This window comes from Maritimibacter sp. HL-12 (genome assembly GCF_900177545.1).
In the GTDB taxonomy this organism is placed as follows: Bacteria; Pseudomonadota; Alphaproteobacteria; order Rhodobacterales; family Rhodobacteraceae; genus Sinisalibacter.
In genome coordinates, this window is the sequence record NZ_FXBQ01000001.1 from 3,454,493 (window position 1) to 3,473,369 (window position 18,877).

The 18,877-nt window shown below is 66.3% G+C and carries 16 protein-coding genes; 6 read left to right on the forward strand and 10 right to left on the reverse strand.

The features are described from left to right. The 3 genes from argC to B9Y97_RS17095 form a co-directional block, all read right to left on the reverse strand. On the reverse strand, positions 1–1,029 hold the full coding sequence (gene argC / locus B9Y97_RS17085) for an N-acetyl-gamma-glutamyl-phosphate reductase (protein WP_085528326.1): 1,029 nt from the start codon (positions 1,027–1,029) through the stop codon (positions 1–3). Between the two features lie 53 nt (positions 1,030–1,082). Next, positions 1,083–1,895, reverse strand: coding sequence for a glutamate racemase (gene murI / locus B9Y97_RS17090; protein ID WP_085527881.1), 813 nt, complete (start codon positions 1,893–1,895; stop codon positions 1,083–1,085). Between the two features lie 68 nt (positions 1,896–1,963). Then, positions 1,964–5,362, reverse strand: a complete 3,399-nt coding sequence (locus B9Y97_RS17095; protein ID WP_085527882.1) for an indolepyruvate ferredoxin oxidoreductase family protein — start codon at positions 5,360–5,362, stop codon at positions 1,964–1,966. Between the two features lie 168 nt (positions 5,363–5,530). Between B9Y97_RS17095 and B9Y97_RS17100 the strand changes: the two genes are divergently transcribed. The 5 genes from B9Y97_RS17100 to grxD all read left to right on the forward strand — a co-directional run bounded on the left by B9Y97_RS17100 (position 5,531) and on the right by grxD (position 10,199). Then, positions 5,531–6,424, forward strand: a complete 894-nt coding sequence (locus B9Y97_RS17100) for a LysR family transcriptional regulator (protein ID WP_085527883.1) — start codon at positions 5,531–5,533, stop codon at positions 6,422–6,424. Positions 6,425–6,707: 283 nt separating this feature from the next. Beyond that, a complete protein-coding gene (purL, locus tag B9Y97_RS17105; protein WP_085527884.1) occupies positions 6,708–8,873 on the forward strand; it encodes a phosphoribosylformylglycinamidine synthase subunit PurL in 2,166 nt (721 codons plus the stop codon). Positions 8,874–8,973: 100 nt separating this feature from the next. Then, the gene (locus B9Y97_RS17110; RefSeq protein ID WP_085527885.1) at positions 8,974–9,480 is read left to right on the forward strand and encodes a hypothetical protein; all 507 of its coding nucleotides are present in this window, start codon (positions 8,974–8,976) and stop codon (positions 9,478–9,480) included. Between the two features lie 72 nt (positions 9,481–9,552). Then, on the forward strand, positions 9,553–9,795 hold the full coding sequence (locus B9Y97_RS17115; RefSeq protein ID WP_085527886.1) for a BolA/IbaG family iron-sulfur metabolism protein: 243 nt from the start codon (positions 9,553–9,555) through the stop codon (positions 9,793–9,795). 44 nt (positions 9,796–9,839) lie between these two features. Beyond that, complete coding sequence (gene grxD / locus B9Y97_RS17120; protein ID WP_085527887.1) at positions 9,840–10,199, forward strand: Grx4 family monothiol glutaredoxin; 360 nt, start codon at positions 9,840–9,842, stop codon at positions 10,197–10,199. A gap of 145 nt (positions 10,200–10,344) precedes the next feature. On the opposite strand, the gene B9Y97_RS17125 is transcribed toward grxD, so the two are convergent. After that, positions 10,345–10,719: a cell division protein ZapA gene (locus B9Y97_RS17125; RefSeq protein ID WP_085527888.1), complete on the reverse strand. Its 375-nt coding sequence runs from the start codon at positions 10,717–10,719 to the stop codon at positions 10,345–10,347. Further along, complete coding sequence (locus tag B9Y97_RS17130; protein WP_085527889.1) at positions 10,706–11,245, reverse strand: hypothetical protein; 540 nt, start codon at positions 11,243–11,245, stop codon at positions 10,706–10,708. The genes B9Y97_RS17125 and B9Y97_RS17130 overlap by 14 nt, the downstream gene beginning before the upstream one ends. Before the next feature lie 222 nt (positions 11,246–11,467). Between B9Y97_RS17130 and tkt the strand changes: the two genes are divergently transcribed. Then, positions 11,468–13,489: a transketolase gene (tkt, locus tag B9Y97_RS17135; protein WP_085527890.1), complete on the forward strand. Its 2,022-nt coding sequence runs from the start codon at positions 11,468–11,470 to the stop codon at positions 13,487–13,489. A gap of 149 nt (positions 13,490–13,638) precedes the next feature. Here the strand turns inward: tkt and fabZ are convergent, their stop codons facing one another. The 5 genes from fabZ to rseP form a co-directional block, all read right to left on the reverse strand. After that, positions 13,639–14,106 carry a 3-hydroxyacyl-ACP dehydratase FabZ gene (gene fabZ, locus B9Y97_RS17140; RefSeq protein ID WP_085527891.1) on the reverse strand — a complete coding sequence of 156 codons (468 nt, stop codon included), beginning with the start codon at positions 14,104–14,106 and terminating at the stop codon, positions 13,639–13,641. Positions 14,107–14,134: 28 nt separating this feature from the next. Beyond that, a complete protein-coding gene (locus tag B9Y97_RS17145) occupies positions 14,135–14,779 on the reverse strand; it encodes an OmpH/Skp family outer membrane protein (protein WP_085527892.1) in 645 nt (214 codons plus the stop codon). 13 nt (positions 14,780–14,792) lie between these two features. Continuing rightward, positions 14,793–17,144, reverse strand: a complete 2,352-nt coding sequence (gene bamA / locus B9Y97_RS17150) for an outer membrane protein assembly factor BamA (RefSeq protein ID WP_369596654.1) — start codon at positions 17,142–17,144, stop codon at positions 14,793–14,795. A 144-nt stretch (positions 17,145–17,288) separates the two neighbouring features. Then, a complete protein-coding gene (locus B9Y97_RS18400) occupies positions 17,289–17,420 on the reverse strand; it encodes a hypothetical protein (protein WP_254900953.1) in 132 nt (43 codons plus the stop codon). A 114-nt stretch (positions 17,421–17,534) separates the two neighbouring features. Continuing rightward, positions 17,535–18,872, reverse strand: coding sequence for an RIP metalloprotease RseP (rseP, locus tag B9Y97_RS17155; protein ID WP_085527893.1), 1,338 nt, complete (start codon positions 18,870–18,872; stop codon positions 17,535–17,537). Positions 18,873–18,877 lie beyond the last annotated feature (5 nt).

Consider the following 18,877-nt stretch of genomic DNA (forward strand, 5'->3'; position numbering starts at 1 on the left):
TCACGGGAACACCGGGGCCAGCATCAGCCCGGTGGTTTCATCTTCGCCCAACATCAGGTTCGCGTTCTGCACCGCCTGCCCCGACGACCCCTTGGTGAGGTTGTCGAGCGTCGAGACGATCAGCGCGCGGTTCTCCTTGCGATCCGGGATAACACCGATGTGGCACAGGTTCGACGCGGTAACATGTCCCATCCCCGGCGCGCGCCCGAACGGCAGAACGGTGATGAAGGGCTCGTCGGCATAGGTTCGCGCGAGCGCCGCGTGAATCGCCTCCGGGTCGCCCTCGACGTAGCAATCGGCAAGGATGCCCCGGCTCGCCGGCACGAGGTGCGGGGTGAAGACGATCTCCACCGGCCGCCCGGCCAGCAACGCGAATTCCTGGTCGAACTCGCCGAGGTGGCGGTGCTTGCCACCTTGCGCATAGCCCTCCACGTTGGTCGATCGCTCGGCAAAGAGCATGTTTTCCTTGAGCGACCGCCCGGCCCCGCTGACGCCGTTCTTGAGATCGCAGATGATCCGGTCGAGGTCGATAAGCCCCTGCCCGATCAGCGGGCGCAGCGCATATTGCACCGTGGCCGCGTTGCAGCCGGTCCCCGCCACGAGGCGCGCATCGCGGATCTCGTCGCGGTAGAATTCGGTGAGGCCATAGACGGCCTCTTTTTGCAACTCGGGCGCCACATGCGGCTGGCCATACCATTTTTCATAGGCCGCAGGATCGCGCAGGCGGAAGTCGGCACCAAGATCGACCACCTTCACCGAGCGCGGCAGATCGCGCACCAGCGCCTGGCTCAAGCCATGCGGCAGCGCGGCAAAGACGAGATCGACGCCGGAAAAGTCGATCTCCTCCATCTTCACCAGCGCCGGCAGGTCGAGATGGGCAAGATGGGGGTAGACATCGCCCATCCGCATCCCCGCCTTGCGGTCGGCCGAAAGCGCGACGATCTCCATCGTTGGATGGGTGGCGATGATCCTCACCAGTTCCGCCCCGGTGTATCCCGAGGCGCCGAGGATGGCGATCTTGTGACTCATGAAGCCCTCGTTGTCTTGGGTCTGCATATGGGGTCGCTCGGGCATCCGCGCAATCAGGCGGCCTCGAAGGTGATCTTGCGGCGCAGGAACTGGGTGGCGCGGTCGCTCACCCGGCGCGGATCGCCGGTGGTGAGAAACTTCGCCGCCTCACCCTTGCCCTTCATCTGGGGATGACGACCGAGGTAATGGGCAAGGCTCTCCGCCACCAGGCTGGCCTGGCTGTAAACACTTACCTCGGCCCCGAGCGCATCCTGGAACACGTCTTCCATCAGCGGATAATGCGTGCAGCCCAGCACCGCCGCCTCCGGGGTCGGCATCTTGCGCTTGAGCGCATCGACGTGGGAGCGCACGAGGGCTTCGGCAAGGATCATGTCGCCCTCCTCGATGGCATCGACCACCCCGCCGCAGGCCTGCGCCTCCACGTCCACCCCGATGGCGCGGAACGCCAGTTCGCGCTGGAAGGCGCGGCTCGCAACCGTCGCGGGCGTGGCAAACAACGCCACGTGCTTCACCGCCACCTCGCGCGGCGGCGAATTGTCGCCCCAGTCGCGCTCGGTCAGCGCCTCGATCAACGGCACGAAGACGCCGAGCACCCGTTTTCCCGGCGGCAGCCAGCTTTCCTGCATCCGGCGCAGGGCGGCGGCCGAGGCGGTGTTGCAGGCGAGAATCACCAGGTCGCAACCTTCCTCCCAGAGCCGCTCCACCGCGGCGGTGGTGAGCTTGAAGATGTCATCGGCATCGCGCACGCCGTAGGGCGCATGGGCGTTGTCGCCGAAATAGACGAAGGGCACATCCGGCAGGCGCCTGGTCAGCGCATCGTAAACCGTCAGCCCGCCCAGACCAGAATCGAAAACCCCTACCGCCATGTTTCGCCCTCTTGGAATAACGGCTCGGTTCTACGATCAAACCCGGGGCGATGCCAGCAAAAGCGGCGTCACTCGGCGGCGCGTGCCACGGCGTCTGAGCCCGTCCGCAAGGTGTCGAGCAACTCGGCCCGGCGCCGCGCCGCCGCCGCGGCATTGGCGGCCTTGACCGGACCGAAGCCGCGGATCGTGAGCGGCAGCCGGGCCAGTTCCCGCGCCGCCGCCTCGGTTTCGGGCGTGAGCCGGGCAAACACCTCGGCCATGTCGGCCTCGTATTGGCGAATAAGCGCGCGTTCCATCCGCCGCTCGGTGGCATGGCCGAACGGATCGAAGGGCGTGCCGCGCAGCGCGCGCAGCCGCGCGAGCCCCGCCATCACCGGCCGGATCCACGGCCCGAAAGCGCGCTTTTTCGGCCGTCCGTCGGGGCCGGGGCGCGAGAGCAGCGGCGGTGCCATGTGGTATGTCAATTCCAGATCGCCCTCGAAGGCCGCCGCTGCCTGCGCGCGGGTCTCCTGCATCAGCCGGGCCACCTCGTATTCGTCCTTGTAGGCCAGCGCCTTGTGATACCCGAGCGCCACAGCCTCGCGAAGCACCTCGGGCGCGGCATCCACAAGCGCCCGGTAGCGCCGGGCCAGCTTCTCGCCCTGGTAGGCCACGAGGTGCGCCTCGCGAAAGGCGATGCGCTCGGCGAGGGTTCGGGGCTCCTCGACCACCTGCCCGCCGATGTGCCGCGCCGCCTCGCCAGGGTGGAGCACTGCCCAGCGACCGAGATCGAAGGCGCGCCGGTTGGCCTCCACCGCCTGCCCGTTCAGCCTGATCGCATCGAAGATCGCCGCCCGGCCCACCGGCACCAGACCCGTCTGCCAGGCCGCGCCGAGCACCATCATGTTGGAATAGATGCTGTCGCCCAGAAGCGTGCGGGCCAGTTCGCTGGCGTCGAAGAGCCGCAGCCGATCCTTGAGACGCGCCTCAAGAGCGAGCCCCAAGCCTTTCGCAGGTATGCGGAATTCCGGATCGCGAGTGAAGGCCCCGGTGATCTTCTCGTGCCCGTCCACCACCGCGCCGCTGCGCCCCGTCTGCAACAGCGCGAGCGTGGCGGGGCTGGCCGAAACCACGAGATCGCCGCCGATCAGGGCATCGGCCTCGCCGGTGGCCACCCGGATCGCGGTGATCTCCTCGGGCCGGGCAGCGATGCGCAAATGCACCGTCACCGCGCCGCCCTTCTGGGCGATCCCGGTCATGTCGATCAGCGCGGCCCCCTTGCCCTCGATATGCGCCGCCTGCGCCAGCACCGCGCCGATGGTCACCACCCCGGTGCCGCCCACGCCCGTGATGATCGTGTTCCAGGTGCCTGAAAAGGCGGGAAATTCCGGCTCCGGCATCTCGGGTAACGCGATCTCGGCGGACGCCTCGCCGCGCGGCTTGCCGCCTTCCACCGTCACGAAGGAGGGGCAGAACCCGTTGAGACAGGAGAAATCCTTGTTGCAGGCGGATTGGTCCACCGCCCGTTTGCGGCCCAGTTCCGTCTCCACCGGCACGATCGCCACGCAGTTCGACTGCACCCCGCAATCGCCGCAGCCCTCGCAGATGTCGGGGTTGATGAACACCCGGGTGTCGGGGTCGGGAAAGGCTCCGCGCTTGCGCCGCCTGCGCTTCTCGGCGGCGCAGGTCTGAAGGTAAAGAAGAACCGTCACCCCATTGATTTCGCGCAGTTCTTTCTGAACCACGTCCAGCTCGTCGCGGGGCCTGCGCGCCACATCCCGCGGGAAGGCGGAAAGGTCGATCTCCTCCTTGGGGTCATGCACCAGCACCACCCGCGCGGCCCCTGCCGCCACCATCTCGGCGGCCACCTTCTGCGGATCGAGCCCGCCGTCGTTGGCCTGCCCCCCGGTCATCGCCACCGCGTCGTTGTAGAGGATCTTGTAGGTCGCGTTCACGCCCGCCGCGATGGCCGCGCGGATCGCCATGATCCCGGAGTGGTTATAGGTGCCGTCGCCGATGTTGACGAACACGTGGGGGCGGCTGGAGAACGGTGCCTCGCCGATCCAGTTCGCCCCCTCACCGCCCATCTGGGTGAAGCCCTCGGTTTCGCGGTCCATGAATTGCACGAGGTAATGGCAGCCGATCCCGGCATAGGCCCGGCTGCCCTCGGGCACCTTGGTGGAGGTGTTGTGCGGGCAGCCCGCGCAGAAATAGGGCAGCCTCGCGGCCAGCGCCGCGCCGTTGTCGGCCCGGCGGCTCTCGGCCAGCCGCGCGCGCGCGGCGGCAATCGCCTCGGTCTCGCGGCTTTCCGCTTCGAGCAACGCGCCGATCTTCTCGCCGATCATCACCGGGTCGAGCACGCCGTGGGCGGGGAAAAGCTCCGCCCCCGCCCCGTCGCGCGCGCCCAGCACGCGCAGGCCCGGCGTGCCGAACAGGAGGTCCTTCACCTGCCCCTCGATCACCTTGCGCTTTTCCTCGACGCAGACGATCAACTCCAGCCCCTCGGCCCATTCGGCAAAGCTTTCCCGGTCGAGCGGCCAGACCTGCCCCACCTTGTAAGCCGTCACCCCGAGCCGCTCCGCCTCCGCCGCGCCGATCCCGAGAAGCTCCAGCGCATGGGCGAGATCGAGCCACGACTTGCCCGCCGCCACGAAGCCGATCTTCGCGCCGGGTTTGCCCAGCATCCGCCGGTCGATCCGGTTGGCACGGGCGAAGGCCTCGGCGGCGGGGATCTTGTGGGCATGCAGGCGCGGCTCCTGAGGCACCCGGTCGTCGACCAAGCGGATGTTCAGCCCGCCCTCGGGCATGGCGACATCCGGGGTGACGAAGCCCATCCGGTCGACCCGGCCATCGACAACGGCGGTGCTCTCCACCGTGTCCTTGATCAGCTTCAGCCCGACCCAGAGTCCGGCAAAGCGGCTGAGCGCCCAGCCGTAGAGCCCGTAATCGAGCACCTCCTGCACGCCCGCGGGGCTGAGCACCGGCATCCCGGCGTCGATCGCCGCCCAGTCGGAGGCATGCACCACGGTCGAGCTTTCGCCGGTGTGATCGTCGCCCATCGCCATCAGCACACCGCCGTGGGGCGAGGTGCCGGCCATGTTCACATGCCGCATCACGTCGCCCGACCGGTCGACCCCCGGCCCCTTGCCATACCAAAGGCCAAAGACGCCATCGAAGCGCCCCTCGCCGCGCAACCCGGCCTGCTGGCTGCCCCAGAGCGCGGTGGCGGCAAGGTCTTCGTTGAGCGCCGGCTCGAAGCGGATATCGGCGGCTTCCAGCGCCGCGCGCTGACGCATCATCCAGGCATCGAGCGCGCCCAGCGGCGAGCCGCGGTAGCCGGTGACGTAGCCTGCGGTATTCAGCCCGGCCGCACGGTCACGCGCCTTCTGCATCAGAACCAGCCGCACCAGCGCCTGCGTGCCGGTGATCAACACCGGGCTCGCGGCCAGATCGAACCGATCTTCAAGGCTGGGTCTCTGCTTCGTCATCGCGCGCTTTCGCTAAAATCACAGGCAATCCGCCAATCGCCGGGAGCCTAGCGGCAAAAACCGTGTCGGTAAAACGACAAACCGGGCCAGCCCCTTGGCTTTTCACATGACCGTGCCGATCTCATGGTATACGAATGTTCACGGTAACAGTAACCCGTCGGGATTCAGATGGATTGGGACAAGCTCAGGATTTTTCACGCGGTGGCGGATGCGGGATCACTCACGCATGCGGGCGATACGCTCAACCTCAGCCAGTCGGCGGTGTCGCGCCAGATTCGCGCGCTTGAAGAAAGCCTCAACGCAACCCTGTTCCACCGCCACGCGCGCGGGCTGATCCTGACCGAGCAAGGCGAGCTTCTGTTCGACGCCACCCGCGCCATGAACCAGCGCCTCGAGGCGGCGGTGGCCCGGATACGCGATTCGAAGGAAGAAGTGTTCGGCGAATTGCGCGTGACCACCACCACAGGCTTCGGCTCGCTCTGGCTTGCGCCGCGCTTGCCCAAGCTCTACGAGCAATACCCCGACCTCAAGATCGACCTGATGCTGGAAGAGCGCGTGCTCGATCTGCCGATGCGCGAGGCCGATGTCGCGATCCGGATGAAAGAGCCGAGCCAGGCCGATCTGGTGCGCAAGCGGCTGATGAGCGTCAACATGCGCCTCTACGCGATGCCGGGCTATCTCGATGCCCACGGCCGCCCCGCGAGCCCCGAAGACCTGCACGACCACCGGCTGATCTGCATGAACACCACCACTGCCCAGGTCAGCGCCGGGGCGAGCTACGTGCAGGAGTTGCTCACCCACGACGTGCGGTCGCTGCTCACCGTCAACAATTACTTCGGCGTGCTCCAGGCGGTGCTGAACGGACTCGGCATCGGCGTTCTGCCCGACTACGTGGTGCACGACTTTCCCGACCTCGAACGCGTCCTGACCAGTTCGCAATCGAACGAGATCCCGGTTTTCCTCGCTTTTCCTGAGGAATTGCGCCACTCCAAACGCGTTGCCGCGTTCCGCGATTTCGTCACCGAGGAAATCTTCGAGTACCGCCGGCACCAGACTAGCTAAGGCGATTGCAACTGCGGCCCAGCAGCAACAGGCGCGAACTATGCGCTGGCCGCATAGCCGCATTGCAGCATTTGTGCTTGAACCATAGGCACCACGCCCATAATTAAGCTTCAAAGTTGATCACCGGGGAAACCCAGATCAGCTTTTACCTCCCTGTTGGACTTAGGCCGGGCCTTGTGCCCGGCTTTTTTTGGCCAAGGCCGATTTGTGCCGCAGCCTTTGCCCTTCCCCCGCACCCGCCGATCCCTTATGACGCAGGCATTCCAAGCCGGAGGGGACAACCTTGAGCCAAGAGCCCGAGATCACCGAAGACCTGATCGCAGCCCACGGGATCAAGCCCGACGAATACGCCAACATCCTGCGGATCCTGAACCGCGCGCCGAACTTCACCGAGCTCGGCATCTTCTCGGCGATGTGGAACGAGCATTGCTCCTACAAATCATCGAAGAAGTGGTTGCGCACCCTGCCGACCGAGGGGCCGCAGGTGATCTGCGGGCCGGGCGAGAACGCCGGTATCGTCGATATCGGCGACGGCCAGGCGCTGGTGTTCAAGATGGAGAGCCACAACCACCCCTCCTATATCGAGCCCTACCAGGGCGCGGCGACCGGCGTCGGCGGCATCCTGCGTGACGTCTTCACCATGGGCGCGCGCCCGATCGCGGCGATGAACTCCTTGAGCTTCGGCGAGGTCAGCCATCCCAAGACCAAGCGCCTCGTGCATGGCGTGGTCGAGGGCATCGGCGGCTACGGCAACTGCTTCGGCGTGCCCAATATCGGCGGCGAGGTCCGGTTCCATGCCGCCTACAACGGCAACTGCCTGGTCAACGCCTTCGCGGCCGGGCTGATCGACACCGACAAGATCTTCTATTCCGCGGCCTCGGGCGTCGGCATGCCGGTGGTCTACCTCGGTGCCAAAACTGGCCGCGACGGTGTTGGCGGCGCCACCATGGCGAGCGCCGAGTTCGACGATACCATCGAGGAAAAGCGCCCCACCGTGCAGGTCGGCGACCCGTTCACCGAGAAACGGCTGATGGAGGCCACGCTCGAACTCATGGCCACCGGCGCGGTGATCTCGATCCAGGACATGGGCGCGGCGGGCCTCACCTGCTCGGCCGTCGAGATGGGCGACAAGGGCGGCCTCGGCATAAGGCTCGACCTCGACGCCGTGCCGCAGCGCGAAGAGAACATGACCGCCTACGAGATGATGCTGTCGGAAAGCCAGGAGCGCATGCTCATGGTGCTCGAACCCTCGAAGGAGGCCGAGGCGCGGGCGGTGTTCGAGAAATGGGATCTCGATTTCGCCATCGTCGGCGAAACCCTGCCCGAGGACCGCTTCGTGATCATGCACGGCGGCGACTGCAAGGCCGATTTGCCGCTACGCGCGCTCTCCGGCAACGCGCCGGAATACGACCGCCCCTGGGAAGAAACACCCGCTGCCGACCAACTGGAGGACGTGCCTCAGATCGACGCCATCGACGGCTTGCGCGCGCTGATTTCCTCGCCGAACTACGCCGCCAAGCAATGGGTCTACGAGCAATATGACCACATGGTGATGGCCGACACGGTGCGCGCGCCTGGCCTCGGTGCGGGCGTGGTTCGGGTGCATGGCACCAACAAGGCGATCGCCTTCACCTCCGATGTCACCCCGCGTTACGTCAAGGCCAACCCGGTCGAGGGCGGCAGGCAGGCGGTCGCGGAAGCCTATCGCAACCTCACCGCCGTTGGGGCGACGCCGCTCGCCACCACCGACAACCTCAACTTCGGCAACCCAGAGAAGCCCGAGATCATGGGCCAGTTCGTCGGCGCGATCAAAGGCATCGGCGAAGCGGTGGCGGCGCTCGACATGCCGATCGTGTCGGGCAACGTCTCGCTCTACAACGAGACCGACGGGGTCGGCATCCTGCCCACCCCCACCATCGGCGCGGTCGGACTGATCCGCGACCTCGGGTCCGAGTTGATCGCGGGCCTGCCCCGCGAGGGCCACGTCGCCCTGCTGATCGGCGAAACCCGGGGCCACCTCGGCCAATCGGCGCTGCTGGCGGAAGTGTTCAACCGCGAAGACGGCGACGCGCCGCATGTCGACCTTGCCGCCGAGAAGCGCAACGGCGACTTCATTCGCGCCAACCGCCAATATATCAAGGCCTGCACCGATCTCTCCGATGGCGGCCTCGCGCTCGCCGCCTTCGAGATGGCCGAGGCCGCCGGTGTCGGCGTGCACCTCGATGCCTCCGACACCCCCACCCTGTTCGGCGAAGATCAGGCGCGCTATCTCGTCGCCTGCAATTTCGACGAGGCCGAGGCGCTGATGGTCGCGGCCGGTCAGGCCGGGGTGGCGCTCGAAAGCGTCGGCCGCTTCACCGGCCACGCGGTGCGTCTTGGCGGCTCCGAGGCCCCGCTGGCGGAGCTTGCAGAGATCTACCGCACGAGCTTCGAGGCCAAGGCCACTTGACCCTGCCCCGGCTTCTCTGGTCCACAAATACCTCACGGGGGTCCGGGGGTGTGAAACCCCCGGTCCCGACATCGAAACGCGCGCGCGCCCGTCACCAGCCATGAGCCATATCCCCGATCTCGAAGCCGATTGCGCCGCCTGTGCCGCGCTGTGCTGCATGGCGCTGGCCTTCGACGCGGGCGAGGATTTCGCGATCGACAAGCCCGCCGGGCTGCCCTGCCCGAACCTCGACGCCGATCTCGGCTGCACGCTCTATTCCCGTCTCGAATCAGCGGGGTTTCCCGGCTGCGCGCGCTACGATTGCACCGGCGCCGGCCAGCGGATGACTCAGGAGCTGTTTGCCGGCCGAAGCTGGCGTGACGAACCGGCGCTGGCCGAGCCGATGATCGCCGCATTCGCGCAGATGCGCCAAGTTCATCGCGGGATCGAGCTTCTGGTTGCGGCGGGCAGGCTCGATCTGCCAGGCGCGCTCGAAGAGGAGCGCGAAGAACTTCTCATAGCCCATGCCCGCACCGACTGGACACGCGACTCGCTCGACGCGTTCACCACCTGCGGCGTTTCCACCCGACTCGCCGCCTTCCTGCACCGCCTGCGCGACTGGGTATGACGCGCGTTCCCCTTGCGGCGGACCGCTTACCCGCCTAAATCTGTCGGGAACCATCGAACGGAGAGAGCGCGCATGGCAATGGAAGCACGGGAAATCGAGGCCCTGATCCGGGAAGACTTCCCCGACGCAAAGATCACGATCACCGACATGGCCGGCGACGGCAACCACTGGGCCGCCGAGGTGATCGACGAGAGTTTTCGCGGCATGAACCGCGTCCAGCAGCAGCGCAAGGTCTATGCCGCGCTCAAAGGCAAAATGGACGGCCCGAACGGTGCCCTGCACGCGCTTGCGCTGACCACCAAGGCCCCCGACTGACCCAAACACCGACCCAACGCGACGCGAACAGGAAAGGCAACACCATGAGCGTTCAGGACAATATCCGAGAGACCGTGACCAGCAACAACGTGGTGCTCTTCATGAAAGGCACCAGAGACATGCCGCAATGCGGGTTTTCCAGCCGCGTCGCGGGGGTGCTCAATTTCATGGGCGTCGATTTCGTCGATGTGAACGTGCTCGCCGACGAACAGATCCGCCAGGGGATCAAGGATTTCTCCGACTGGCCGACGATCCCGCAGCTCTACGTGATGGGCGAATTCGTCGGTGGCTCGGACATCATCACCGAGATGACGCTCTCGGGCGAACTGGACAAGTTGTTCGACGACAAGGGCATCACCTATTCCAAGGATGCCGCCGAGAAGATCCGCGAAGCCAACGGCTGAAGGCCCGGACCCCGGCGAACCACGCCTGCTCAGGCGATCCGGCCGCCGCAGGATCCCTGCCATGTCCCGAGCCGCGCGACCCCAAATGAAACGGGCCGGTTTCCCTTTCGGAACCGGCCCGTAATCCGTCGCGGGATCGCCCCGCTCAGCCTGCGGCCTTTTCTTCCACCGCCATCGCGATTGCCTCGGCGCGGGCCGCGATCTCGGCCATGGTGTCGGCGAGACCTTCGGGCAGCCGTGCCGCCTTTGCCGCGTTCTGGGCTTCGGCAAGCTGCGCTTCGAGCTCGGCAATGCGCTTTTCGGCGAGCTTGAGATTGTCGTCGATCCCGGCGGTCTTGTCGGCAAGCATCAGCCCGGCCATCAACAACATCCGGCTTTCGGTCAGGTGCCGGATCTGCGCCACGAGGGTCTGCGCCTCGGTATCGAGCATTGTAGCGGCAGCCCGCAGGAAATGCTCCTCGCCGTCCTGGCAGGCAACCTCGAACTCGCGGTTGCCGATGGTGATGTTAACGTCCGGCATCGGCGCTCTCCTCCTTGCTGGATGCACGTACCCCGGCTTCGGCCTCGGCCACCAGCGCACCAAGCTCGCCCAACACCGCGTCAAGCTCGGCCCGGTCCGCGCCTCGCGCCGCGCGCAGGCCCTCGAGCTCGGCCATCATCGCCTTGTTGACGAGGTGCGGTTCGGCCACGCCGTTCCCGATCGCCTCGCGCATCGCGGCGTTGTTGGCGCGCAGTTCGGCATTGACCTGACCGAGCCTGGCCACGGCCGCCTCCTCTTTCTCAAGCAGGCGTCGCAGCCGCTCGACTTCGCTGGCCAGCGTTTCCACCGCCTGGTCCTGTTTTTCCCGGACCGCGCGCACGCGCTCCTCAAGCTGGGCATTCGCCGTGCGCTCCTCTTCGAGCGCCTCGGTGAGCCGCGCCAGTTCATCAGCGTCGGCGGCCTCGGTCTTGGAAGTGTCGCCGGCCTTGTCGATCGCCTCGAGGCCGGTGCCGATCCGGTCGAGCGCGGCCGTGATCCTGGCCTGGAGATCGGAAAAATCGGTCATGTCTGCCCGCGCGTCCCTTGTGCTTTTCGTTCCCCGGAGGCGAGACGCCACACGACGCCGACGGCGCGAATCGCAAGGTTCGCCTCCCTTTCGCAAGTTTATCGAACTCCCCGGCCGAATGCGCCCCCTTTGTTCCCAGTCACTTGGGCGTCAAGCTTGATCTTGCCGCCCCGGCTGGTATGCACGTCGCGTAAACCAGAAAAGCCTGAGAGGAACGGCCCCGTGGACATCGCAACGCTTCGTGACAAACACCCCGAACACTGGATGCGCGCGGCCGCCGTGCGGATGCTGGCCGTTGACGCCGTTCAGGCGGCGAACTCGGGCCATCCGGGCATGCCGATGGGCATGGCCGACGTTGCCACCGTGCTGTTTTCCAACCACCTCAAGTTCGACCCCAAGGCCCCGGACTGGCCCGACCGCGACCGGTTCGTGCTGTCGGCCGGTCACGGCTCGATGCTGCTCTATGCGCTTCTCCACCTCACCGGCTACGAAGACATGACCATCGAGCAGATCAAGAACTTCCGCCAATGGGGCTCGATCACCGCAGGCCACCCGGAATACGGCCACGCGTCGGGGGTCGAAACCACCACCGGTCCGCTCGGGCAAGGTCTCGCCACCGCCGTCGGCATGGCGATGGCCGAGGAAGCCTTGCGCGCCCGTTTCGGACGCCGGGTGCAGGACCATTACACCTACGTCATCGCCGGTGACGGCTGCCTGATGGAAGGCATCAGCCACGAAGCCATCGGGCTCGCGGGCAAGCAGAAGCTCAGCCGCCTGATCGTGATGTGGGACAACAACAACATCTCGATCGACGGCGAGGTCTCGCTCTCCGACGTCACCGACCAGCGCGCCCGTTTCAAGGCCGCCGGCTGGCAGGTTCTGGCCTGCGACGGGCATGATCCCGAAGCCATCGACGCGGTGCTCAGCGAGGCGAAAGCCTCGAAAAAACCCACGCTGATCGACTGCAAGACCCATATCGGCCTCGGCTCGGCGGTGCAGGACACCGCCAAGGCGCATGGTGCGCCGCTGGGCGCCGACAACATCGAGAAACTGCGCGAAGTCTACGGCTGGAGCCATACCGCCTTCGAGATCCCGGAAGATGTCGCCGCCTGGTGGCGCGACGTGGGGGGGCGTGGAGCCGCGGTGCGGGCAGAATGGCAGGAGCGCCTCTCCGCCCTCACCGAACAGCGCCAGAAGGAGATCGCCCGGGTCTTCGAGGGCACCGCTCCGCGCAAGCTTTCGGCCACGATCAAGGCATTGAAGAAGCAGATCGCCGACGAGGGCCCGAAGGTGGCCACCCGCAAGAGCTCCGAAATGGTGCTCGAAGTGATCAACCCGATCATGCCCGAAACCATCGGCGGCTCGGCCGACCTCACCGGCTCCAACAATACCCTCACCGCGGGTCTCGGCATCTTCGACGCATCCAACCGCAAGGGTCGCTACGTGCATTTCGGCATCCGCGAGCACGGCATGGCGGCGGCGATGAACGGCATGGCGCTGCATGGCGGCATCCGCCCCTATGGCGGCACTTTCATGGTGTTCACCGACTACGCGCGCCCGGCGATGCGGCTCGCGGCCCTGATGGGTGTGCCCAGCGTCTTCGTGATGACGCACGACTCGATCGGCCTTGGCGAAGACGGCCCGACCCACCAGCCGGTCGAGCACCTCGCGATCTGCCGTGCCACGCCCAACACCTTGACCTTCCGGCCCTGCGACACGGTCGAAACGGCGGAGGCCTGGGAACTGGCGCTGACCTCGGAGAAAACGCCCTCTGTGCTGGCGCTGAGCCGGCAGAACCTGCCCACGCTGCGCCGCGAGCACAAGGCGAAGAACCTCACCGCCCAGGGTGCCTACGTTCTGAAGGAAGCCGAAGCCAAGCGCCGGGCGATCCTCATTGCCACCGGCTCGGAAGTCGAGATCGCCGTCGCCGCGCGGGATATCCTGGAGGCCGAGGGGATCGGTACCCGGGTCGTCTCGATGCCTTCGATGGAGCTGTTCGCCGCCCAGGACGAAAGCTACCGGCGCAAGGTGCTCCCTGCCGGGCCGGTGCGCGTGGCGATCGAAGCCGGCCTGCGCGCGGGCGGCTGGGATCGCTGGCTGCTGGGCGAGCGCGGCCGCGAGGCCAAGGCCGCTTTCGTCGGGATGGAGAGCTTCGGTGCCTCCGCCCCTGCGCCGCGGATCTACCAGGAACTCGGGATCACGGCCGAAGCGACGGTCGAGAAGGTCAAGGCGCTGCTGGCGTAAGGCGGCCCTCCCAGGCTGCCACCCGCATCTGCGCAAAAAAAACAGACCTGCCCGGCCATCGGGCAGGTCTTTTCATTTTCGGGTTTGCCGCCTGCGCTCCGGGCGAGGGCACGGGTGCGGTGCCGGCCCGGCTCCGGTGCGCGCGGGCCTCAGGCCCCGCCCGCGAGGTCGATCATCGCCGAGAACTCGGCCTGGCAGGCAACCTGCCCATCCACCGTCGCCTTGCCCGAGAACTTCCAGACCTTCGAGCCCGGGCCGCCGCGCAGCGTGGTGATCTCCATCCTGAGCACGTCGCCCGGCACCACCTTGCGGCGGAACTTCACCCCGTCGATGCCCATGAAATAGACCAGCGCGTTCTTGCCCACCAGATCGAGGCTGAGGGCCACCATCACCGCGCTGGTCTGCGCCATCGCCTCGACGATGGTGACCCCCGGCATGATCGGTGCCGAGGGGAAATGGCCCTGGAAATGCGGCTCGTTGACGGTGACCATCTTGATCCCCACGGCGCTTTCGTTGGCAACGATCTCCTCAACCCGGTCGACGAAGAGAAACGGGTAGCGGTGCGGAATGCAGCGCTTGATCAGCTCGATATCGGCCGTGGTGGGCACGTCGGTCATGGAAGTCTCCTCGAAAACGGGCGCAAGTTCACTCTTCGGCGGGCGCAACGGGGGCTGGGGCTGGGATGATGTCGAGCGGCGCCTCGGGGTCGACCTCGGGTTCAACCGGCGCCGGCGCCGTGTTGTCGCCATCGCCGAGCACGGAATCCGACCGGGCAATGGCATCGTCGGTGATGTCGATATCCGCCGCCGTCAGCAGGATTGCGCGCCGGTCTATGATCAATACCGCGCCCCGCTCACGGACGATCTCACCCAGAATCGGGCCGACGCGCTCGAAAAAGTCGGCCTGCGCCGCCTCGATCTGCCGCCGCAGGTTGTCTTCCGCCATCTCGCGTTCGCGGCGCAGCGACTGAACCTTCTCATCGAATTCCCGGGCCAGTTCGCGAAACGCCTCCGGTTCCATCGTCTCACGCTGTTCGGTGAGCCTGAGCTCTTCCTCCTCCAGCGCCGCCTCGATCCGGCGTGTCTCGGCCGCCATCGCGCTCGACGCCGCCTCCAGCTCGCGGTTGACGCGCCGACCGAAGGCAGATTCCGAGAACAGCCGCTCGCGGTCGATGGTCAGGATCGGTGAGATCACACGGCCGAGCGACTGCGCCCCCGCCGTCACCGGCAGCGAGAGCGCAAGCACAAGCCCGAATACCAGGACGCGGAAAAGGGCCACCCCGCCAGCCATCGTCGGCGGCCGCTCAGAAGCCCGTCGAGATCGACACGCCGAAGCGCTGCTCGATGTCATAAGCCTGCTTCCTCACCGGGTAGGCATAGGAGAACCGCAGCGGGCCGATCGGCGTATCCCAGTAGATCGCCGCCCCGACCGAGGCACGCAGGTGGAACGTGTCATCCACACCGGGCGAAGAATCGAGACCCCAGACCGAGCCGACATGGCCGAACACACCGCCCGAGATATTGTATTCTTCCGGCAGACCGAGCGGGAATTGCGCTTCAAGACGCGCGGCACCGAAGTAATTGCCACCGAGGGCATCGTCGTCGGCCGCGGTCAGATCGCGCGGGCCCTGCCCATAGCTGGCGAAGCCGAGAAGCTGGTCTGGGTTCATCATGAACCGGTCGACAACCCGCGATCCCGCGCCACCAACGCTGACCAGCGCCCCGCCCTCGACCGTGGCCGAGAGGGTGACGTCCTCGTTCAGTGCCTTGGTGGTGAAATTCGCCAGCGCCGTGGTTTTCACGAACTGGTTGTCGGCCCCGAGCCCGCCGACATCGCCAGACACCTGTGCGAAGAAGAAGCTCGGGCTTTCCAAGCCGTTGCGGCGGGTATCAAAGGAATAGGTGAAGCCCGCGCCGCCGCCGATCTGCAGCCCGCGCGCCTCTTCCGCGGCGATGATTGCCGAGGTGCCGGTATAATTCAGGATATCGGTCAGTTCGCCGCTGGCGCGCACCCTGACCCGCCCGGTTTCGCTGAGCGGGAACTCCAGCGAGGGGGTCAGAACCCCGCGGCGGGTGTCGAACAAGCCGCTGGCCCAGGTCGTCTCGTTGTAGGAGGCGTTGAGGCCAAGGCGCAGATCGCGGCCAAACAGGGCCGGCTCGGCAAAGGCGAAGCTGTAGGTGCGCTTGTCGAGGCCGCCGGCGAACTCGAGGCTCAGGTATTGCCCCCGGCCGAGGAAGTTGCGCTCGGAGAACGACAGCATGAAGCCGATCCCGTCGCCCAGGGCATAGGTGCCGCCGACCGAGAACGAGCCGGTGCCCTGCTCCTCGAGGTCGACATCGACGACCACGCTATCCGGTGCCGACCCTTCGCGGGCCTGCACGTCGACATTGGCGAAATATCCCAGCGCCCGGATCCGCTCGGCCGCCGCACGGATCGCGCGCGGGTTGAACGGGTCGCCCTCGACGGTTGTGAACTGGCTGCGCACCACCCGGTCGAGCGTGGTTTCGTTGCCCTCGATGTCGATCCGCTCGACGACGATACGCGGGCCGCGGACAATGGCGAAGGCGATGTCGAGCGTGCCTTCGCGTTCGTTGCGGGTCACCCGGGGATCCACGCGGACAAAGCCGAAGCCCTGCTGTTGCGCTTCCTTTTCCATCCGCGCAATCGCGCGTTCGACCACTGCCGGGTTATAGGTGCTGCCGCTGCCGATCCGGGCCAGATCCTCGAAGGCCGCCGGATCGATCCCGTCGACTTCCGAAACCGTGGTGATCTCGCCAAAGCTGAATTTCTGGCCTTCGCGGATCTCGTAGCTGACGAAGAACCCATCTTCCTGCGCCGGCACCTCGGAGGTGACTGCGACCGCGTCGAAATCGACGTAGCCGCGCGAGGCGTAGAAATCCGCCAGCAGTTGCTTGTCGAACTCGATCCGGTCGGGATCGAAGGTGTCGTTGGAGATCAGGAAGCGCAGGATGCCCGCCTGTTTCGATTCGATCACCCGGCGCAAACGACCATCGGAATAGGCGCGGTTGCCGGTGAAGGTGATACGCTCGATATCGGAGTTCTTGCCCTCGACCACCTCGAACACGAGGTCAACGCGGTTTTGCGGACGGCGAATGATCCGCGGCGTGACCTGGGCGGCGAGCCGGCCCTGGTCGCCGTAAGCCTCGGCAATGGCCTGCGCGTCGCGCTCGGCCACGGCCGGGTTGAACACGTAGCGGGCCCGCGATTGCAGCAGTTCCAGCAACTCGTCGTCCTTGAGCCGCTTGTTGCCCTCGATGTTGATCCGGTTGATCAGCGGAAACTCGGTGACCTTGACCACCAGCGTGCCACCACGCGGGCTGATCTCGACCTTGTCGAACAGACCCGATCCCACGAGGCGTTGATAGGCGTCGTTCAACTCGCCCGCGCTCACCTGCTCGCCCCGGCCGAATCCGAGATAGCTCATCACGGTACTGGCCTGAATCGTGTCGAGGCCTTCGATCTGCACCGAATTGAAAGCATAGCTCTGCGCCTGCGCCGCCCCCGGAACAGCGAGCGAAGCCGCTGAAAAACCGAGAAAAACGGCCATCGCCGCCGGCTTGAAAACAGAGGTGGAGAGAAGCGTTTTACGGGCTTCGACGTGCCGCTCGTCATACGTCATGTTGTTGTCATCCACACAGACATCCCAGTCCCTTGTGTCGATACCGGGAAAGGGCGCGCGAGTCAAAGCGTCTCACGAGAAAGGCGCGCAGGCTGTTGCCGCGCGCCCATGGTATTGGTCGATGGAGGTGTCGGGTGTCGATCCGGCCCGCGCCGCGCCTCAGTTCAGCAGGTTGCCGACGAAGGAGCCTGCGACCAGCGCGAAAGCGATGGTGCCGCCGTAAAGCAGCCGGTCCCAATTGAGGTTCATAAGGAGAGAGAGGCCGCGATAACCCTGCTCGACGTGTTCCATCACTCAACTCCGGTAGGCGTTTCGGTCACGCTTGCATTTTCGGTGGGGATTGTGACGGCAGCAACGCCGAAATGCGGCATTTTCGCGGCAGCCATCGGGGATTCGGCCGGTGGGTCAGCAGGTCAGATCGTTGAACAGCCCCAGCATCATGATTCCCAGCACCAGCGCGAGCCCGATCATGGTGAGCAGGTTCAGCACCTTGTCGGACGGTGCCCGTCCGGTGAGCGCCTCCCAGGCGTGGAACATCAGATGCCCGCCATCGAGCACCGGAATCGGGAACAGGTTGAGAAGCCCGATCGCGGTCGACAGCACGGCGACAAACCAGATGAAGTTGCTCACACCCTGGCTCGCCACTTCGCCGGACGTGTCGGCAATGGTGATGACCCCACGCAGGTTGCACGACGAGATCGCGCCGGTAACCATGTGCCAGATCCCCGAGAGCGAGGCCCGGATGATATAGCTCACCTGCCCTGCCCCCGCCGAGACCGCTTCGATGATCCCCGGCCGGTCGGTCGCCGGCTCGAACACCAGCCCGCCGCTGATGCCGATCAGCCAGCGGGTCTCGTAGCTGCCATCGCTCAGCGGCAGGTCGACCCGACGCGGCTCGAGCGTGAGGTCGATCCGCTCGCCGCCGCGGTTGATCCCGAGCGCCAGCGCCGCGCCGTCGCCGCCGCCGACGATCTCGCGCAATTCGGCGAAGGTTGCCACCGGCTGGCCATCGATGGTTTCGATCAGGTCGCCCGCCCGAAGACCGGCGTCGGAGGCCGCCGACTGCGGGTTCACGCTATCGACGAGCGGCGGATAGGGATGCAGCGTCGAGATCCGTGTCTCGACGCCATCGCGGCGCACCGTCCAGTCCAGCGGGCTTTGCTGCGGCAGGTCTTCGACGAAAGCGCCGAATTCCTCGAGCGCAGGGGTTTCGCGGCCCGCGATCGCGAGGATCTCGTCGCCCGGTTGCAGCGTGCCCTCGACGCCCGCCACCGGCTTGAGCTCGGCCACCGTGAGCGGATCGGACGCCACCCCGGTCCAGAACGCCATCACCGTGAAGATCACCGCCGAGAACAGGAAGTTGATCAACGGTCCCGCCGCCACCGTGGCCGAGCGCGCCCAGAGCGGCGCGCCGTGCAGGGTCGCGCGGCGTTCAGCTTTGTCCATGACGCTCAGCGCGGATTCGTCAGCCGAGCCGGAGGCGGCGTTGGCGTCGCCGTGAAACCGCACGTAGCCGCCGATCGGCAGCGCCGCGATCTGCCAGCGCGTGCCGCGCTTGTCGGTCCGGCTGACCAGCACCGGGCCTGCGCCGATGGAAAACACGTCGGCCTTGATCCCCGACCAGCGCCCGACGATGTAGTGGCCGAACTCGTGCACGAAGACGATCGGGATCAGCGCCAGAAGGAACGCGACGATGGTCAGCGCGAGGTTGCCGAATGACGGAATCAGGCCTGCCAGATCCACGAATG

Bases quoted from the DNA above. Each gene is read 5' to 3' on its own strand.
- argC (WP_085528326.1), bottom strand. From the start codon at position 1,029: ATGAGTCACAAGATCGCCATCCTCGGCGCCTCGGGATACACCGGGGCG.
- murI (WP_085527881.1), bottom strand. From the start codon at position 1,895: ATGGCGGTAGGGGTTTTCGATTCTGGTCTGGGCGGGCTGACGGTTTAC.
- B9Y97_RS17095 (WP_085527882.1), bottom strand. From the start codon at position 5,362: ATGACGAAGCAGAGACCCAGCCTTGAAGATCGGTTCGATCTGGCCGCG.
- B9Y97_RS17100 (WP_085527883.1), top strand. From the start codon at position 5,531: ATGGATTGGGACAAGCTCAGGATTTTTCACGCGGTGGCGGATGCGGGA.
- B9Y97_RS17110 (WP_085527885.1), top strand. From the start codon at position 8,974: ATGAGCCATATCCCCGATCTCGAAGCCGATTGCGCCGCCTGTGCCGCG.
- B9Y97_RS17115 (WP_085527886.1), top strand. From the start codon at position 9,553: ATGGCAATGGAAGCACGGGAAATCGAGGCCCTGATCCGGGAAGACTTC.
- grxD (WP_085527887.1), top strand. From the start codon at position 9,840: ATGAGCGTTCAGGACAATATCCGAGAGACCGTGACCAGCAACAACGTG.
- B9Y97_RS17125 (WP_085527888.1), bottom strand. From the start codon at position 10,719: ATGCCGGACGTTAACATCACCATCGGCAACCGCGAGTTCGAGGTTGCC.
- B9Y97_RS17130 (WP_085527889.1), bottom strand. From the start codon at position 11,245: ATGACCGATTTTTCCGATCTCCAGGCCAGGATCACGGCCGCGCTCGAC.
- fabZ (WP_085527891.1), bottom strand. From the start codon at position 14,106: ATGACCGACGTGCCCACCACGGCCGATATCGAGCTGATCAAGCGCTGC.
- B9Y97_RS17145 (WP_085527892.1), bottom strand. From the start codon at position 14,779: ATGGCTGGCGGGGTGGCCCTTTTCCGCGTCCTGGTATTCGGGCTTGTG.
- B9Y97_RS18400 (WP_254900953.1), bottom strand. From the start codon at position 17,420: ATGGAACACGTCGAGCAGGGTTATCGCGGCCTCTCTCTCCTTATGAAC.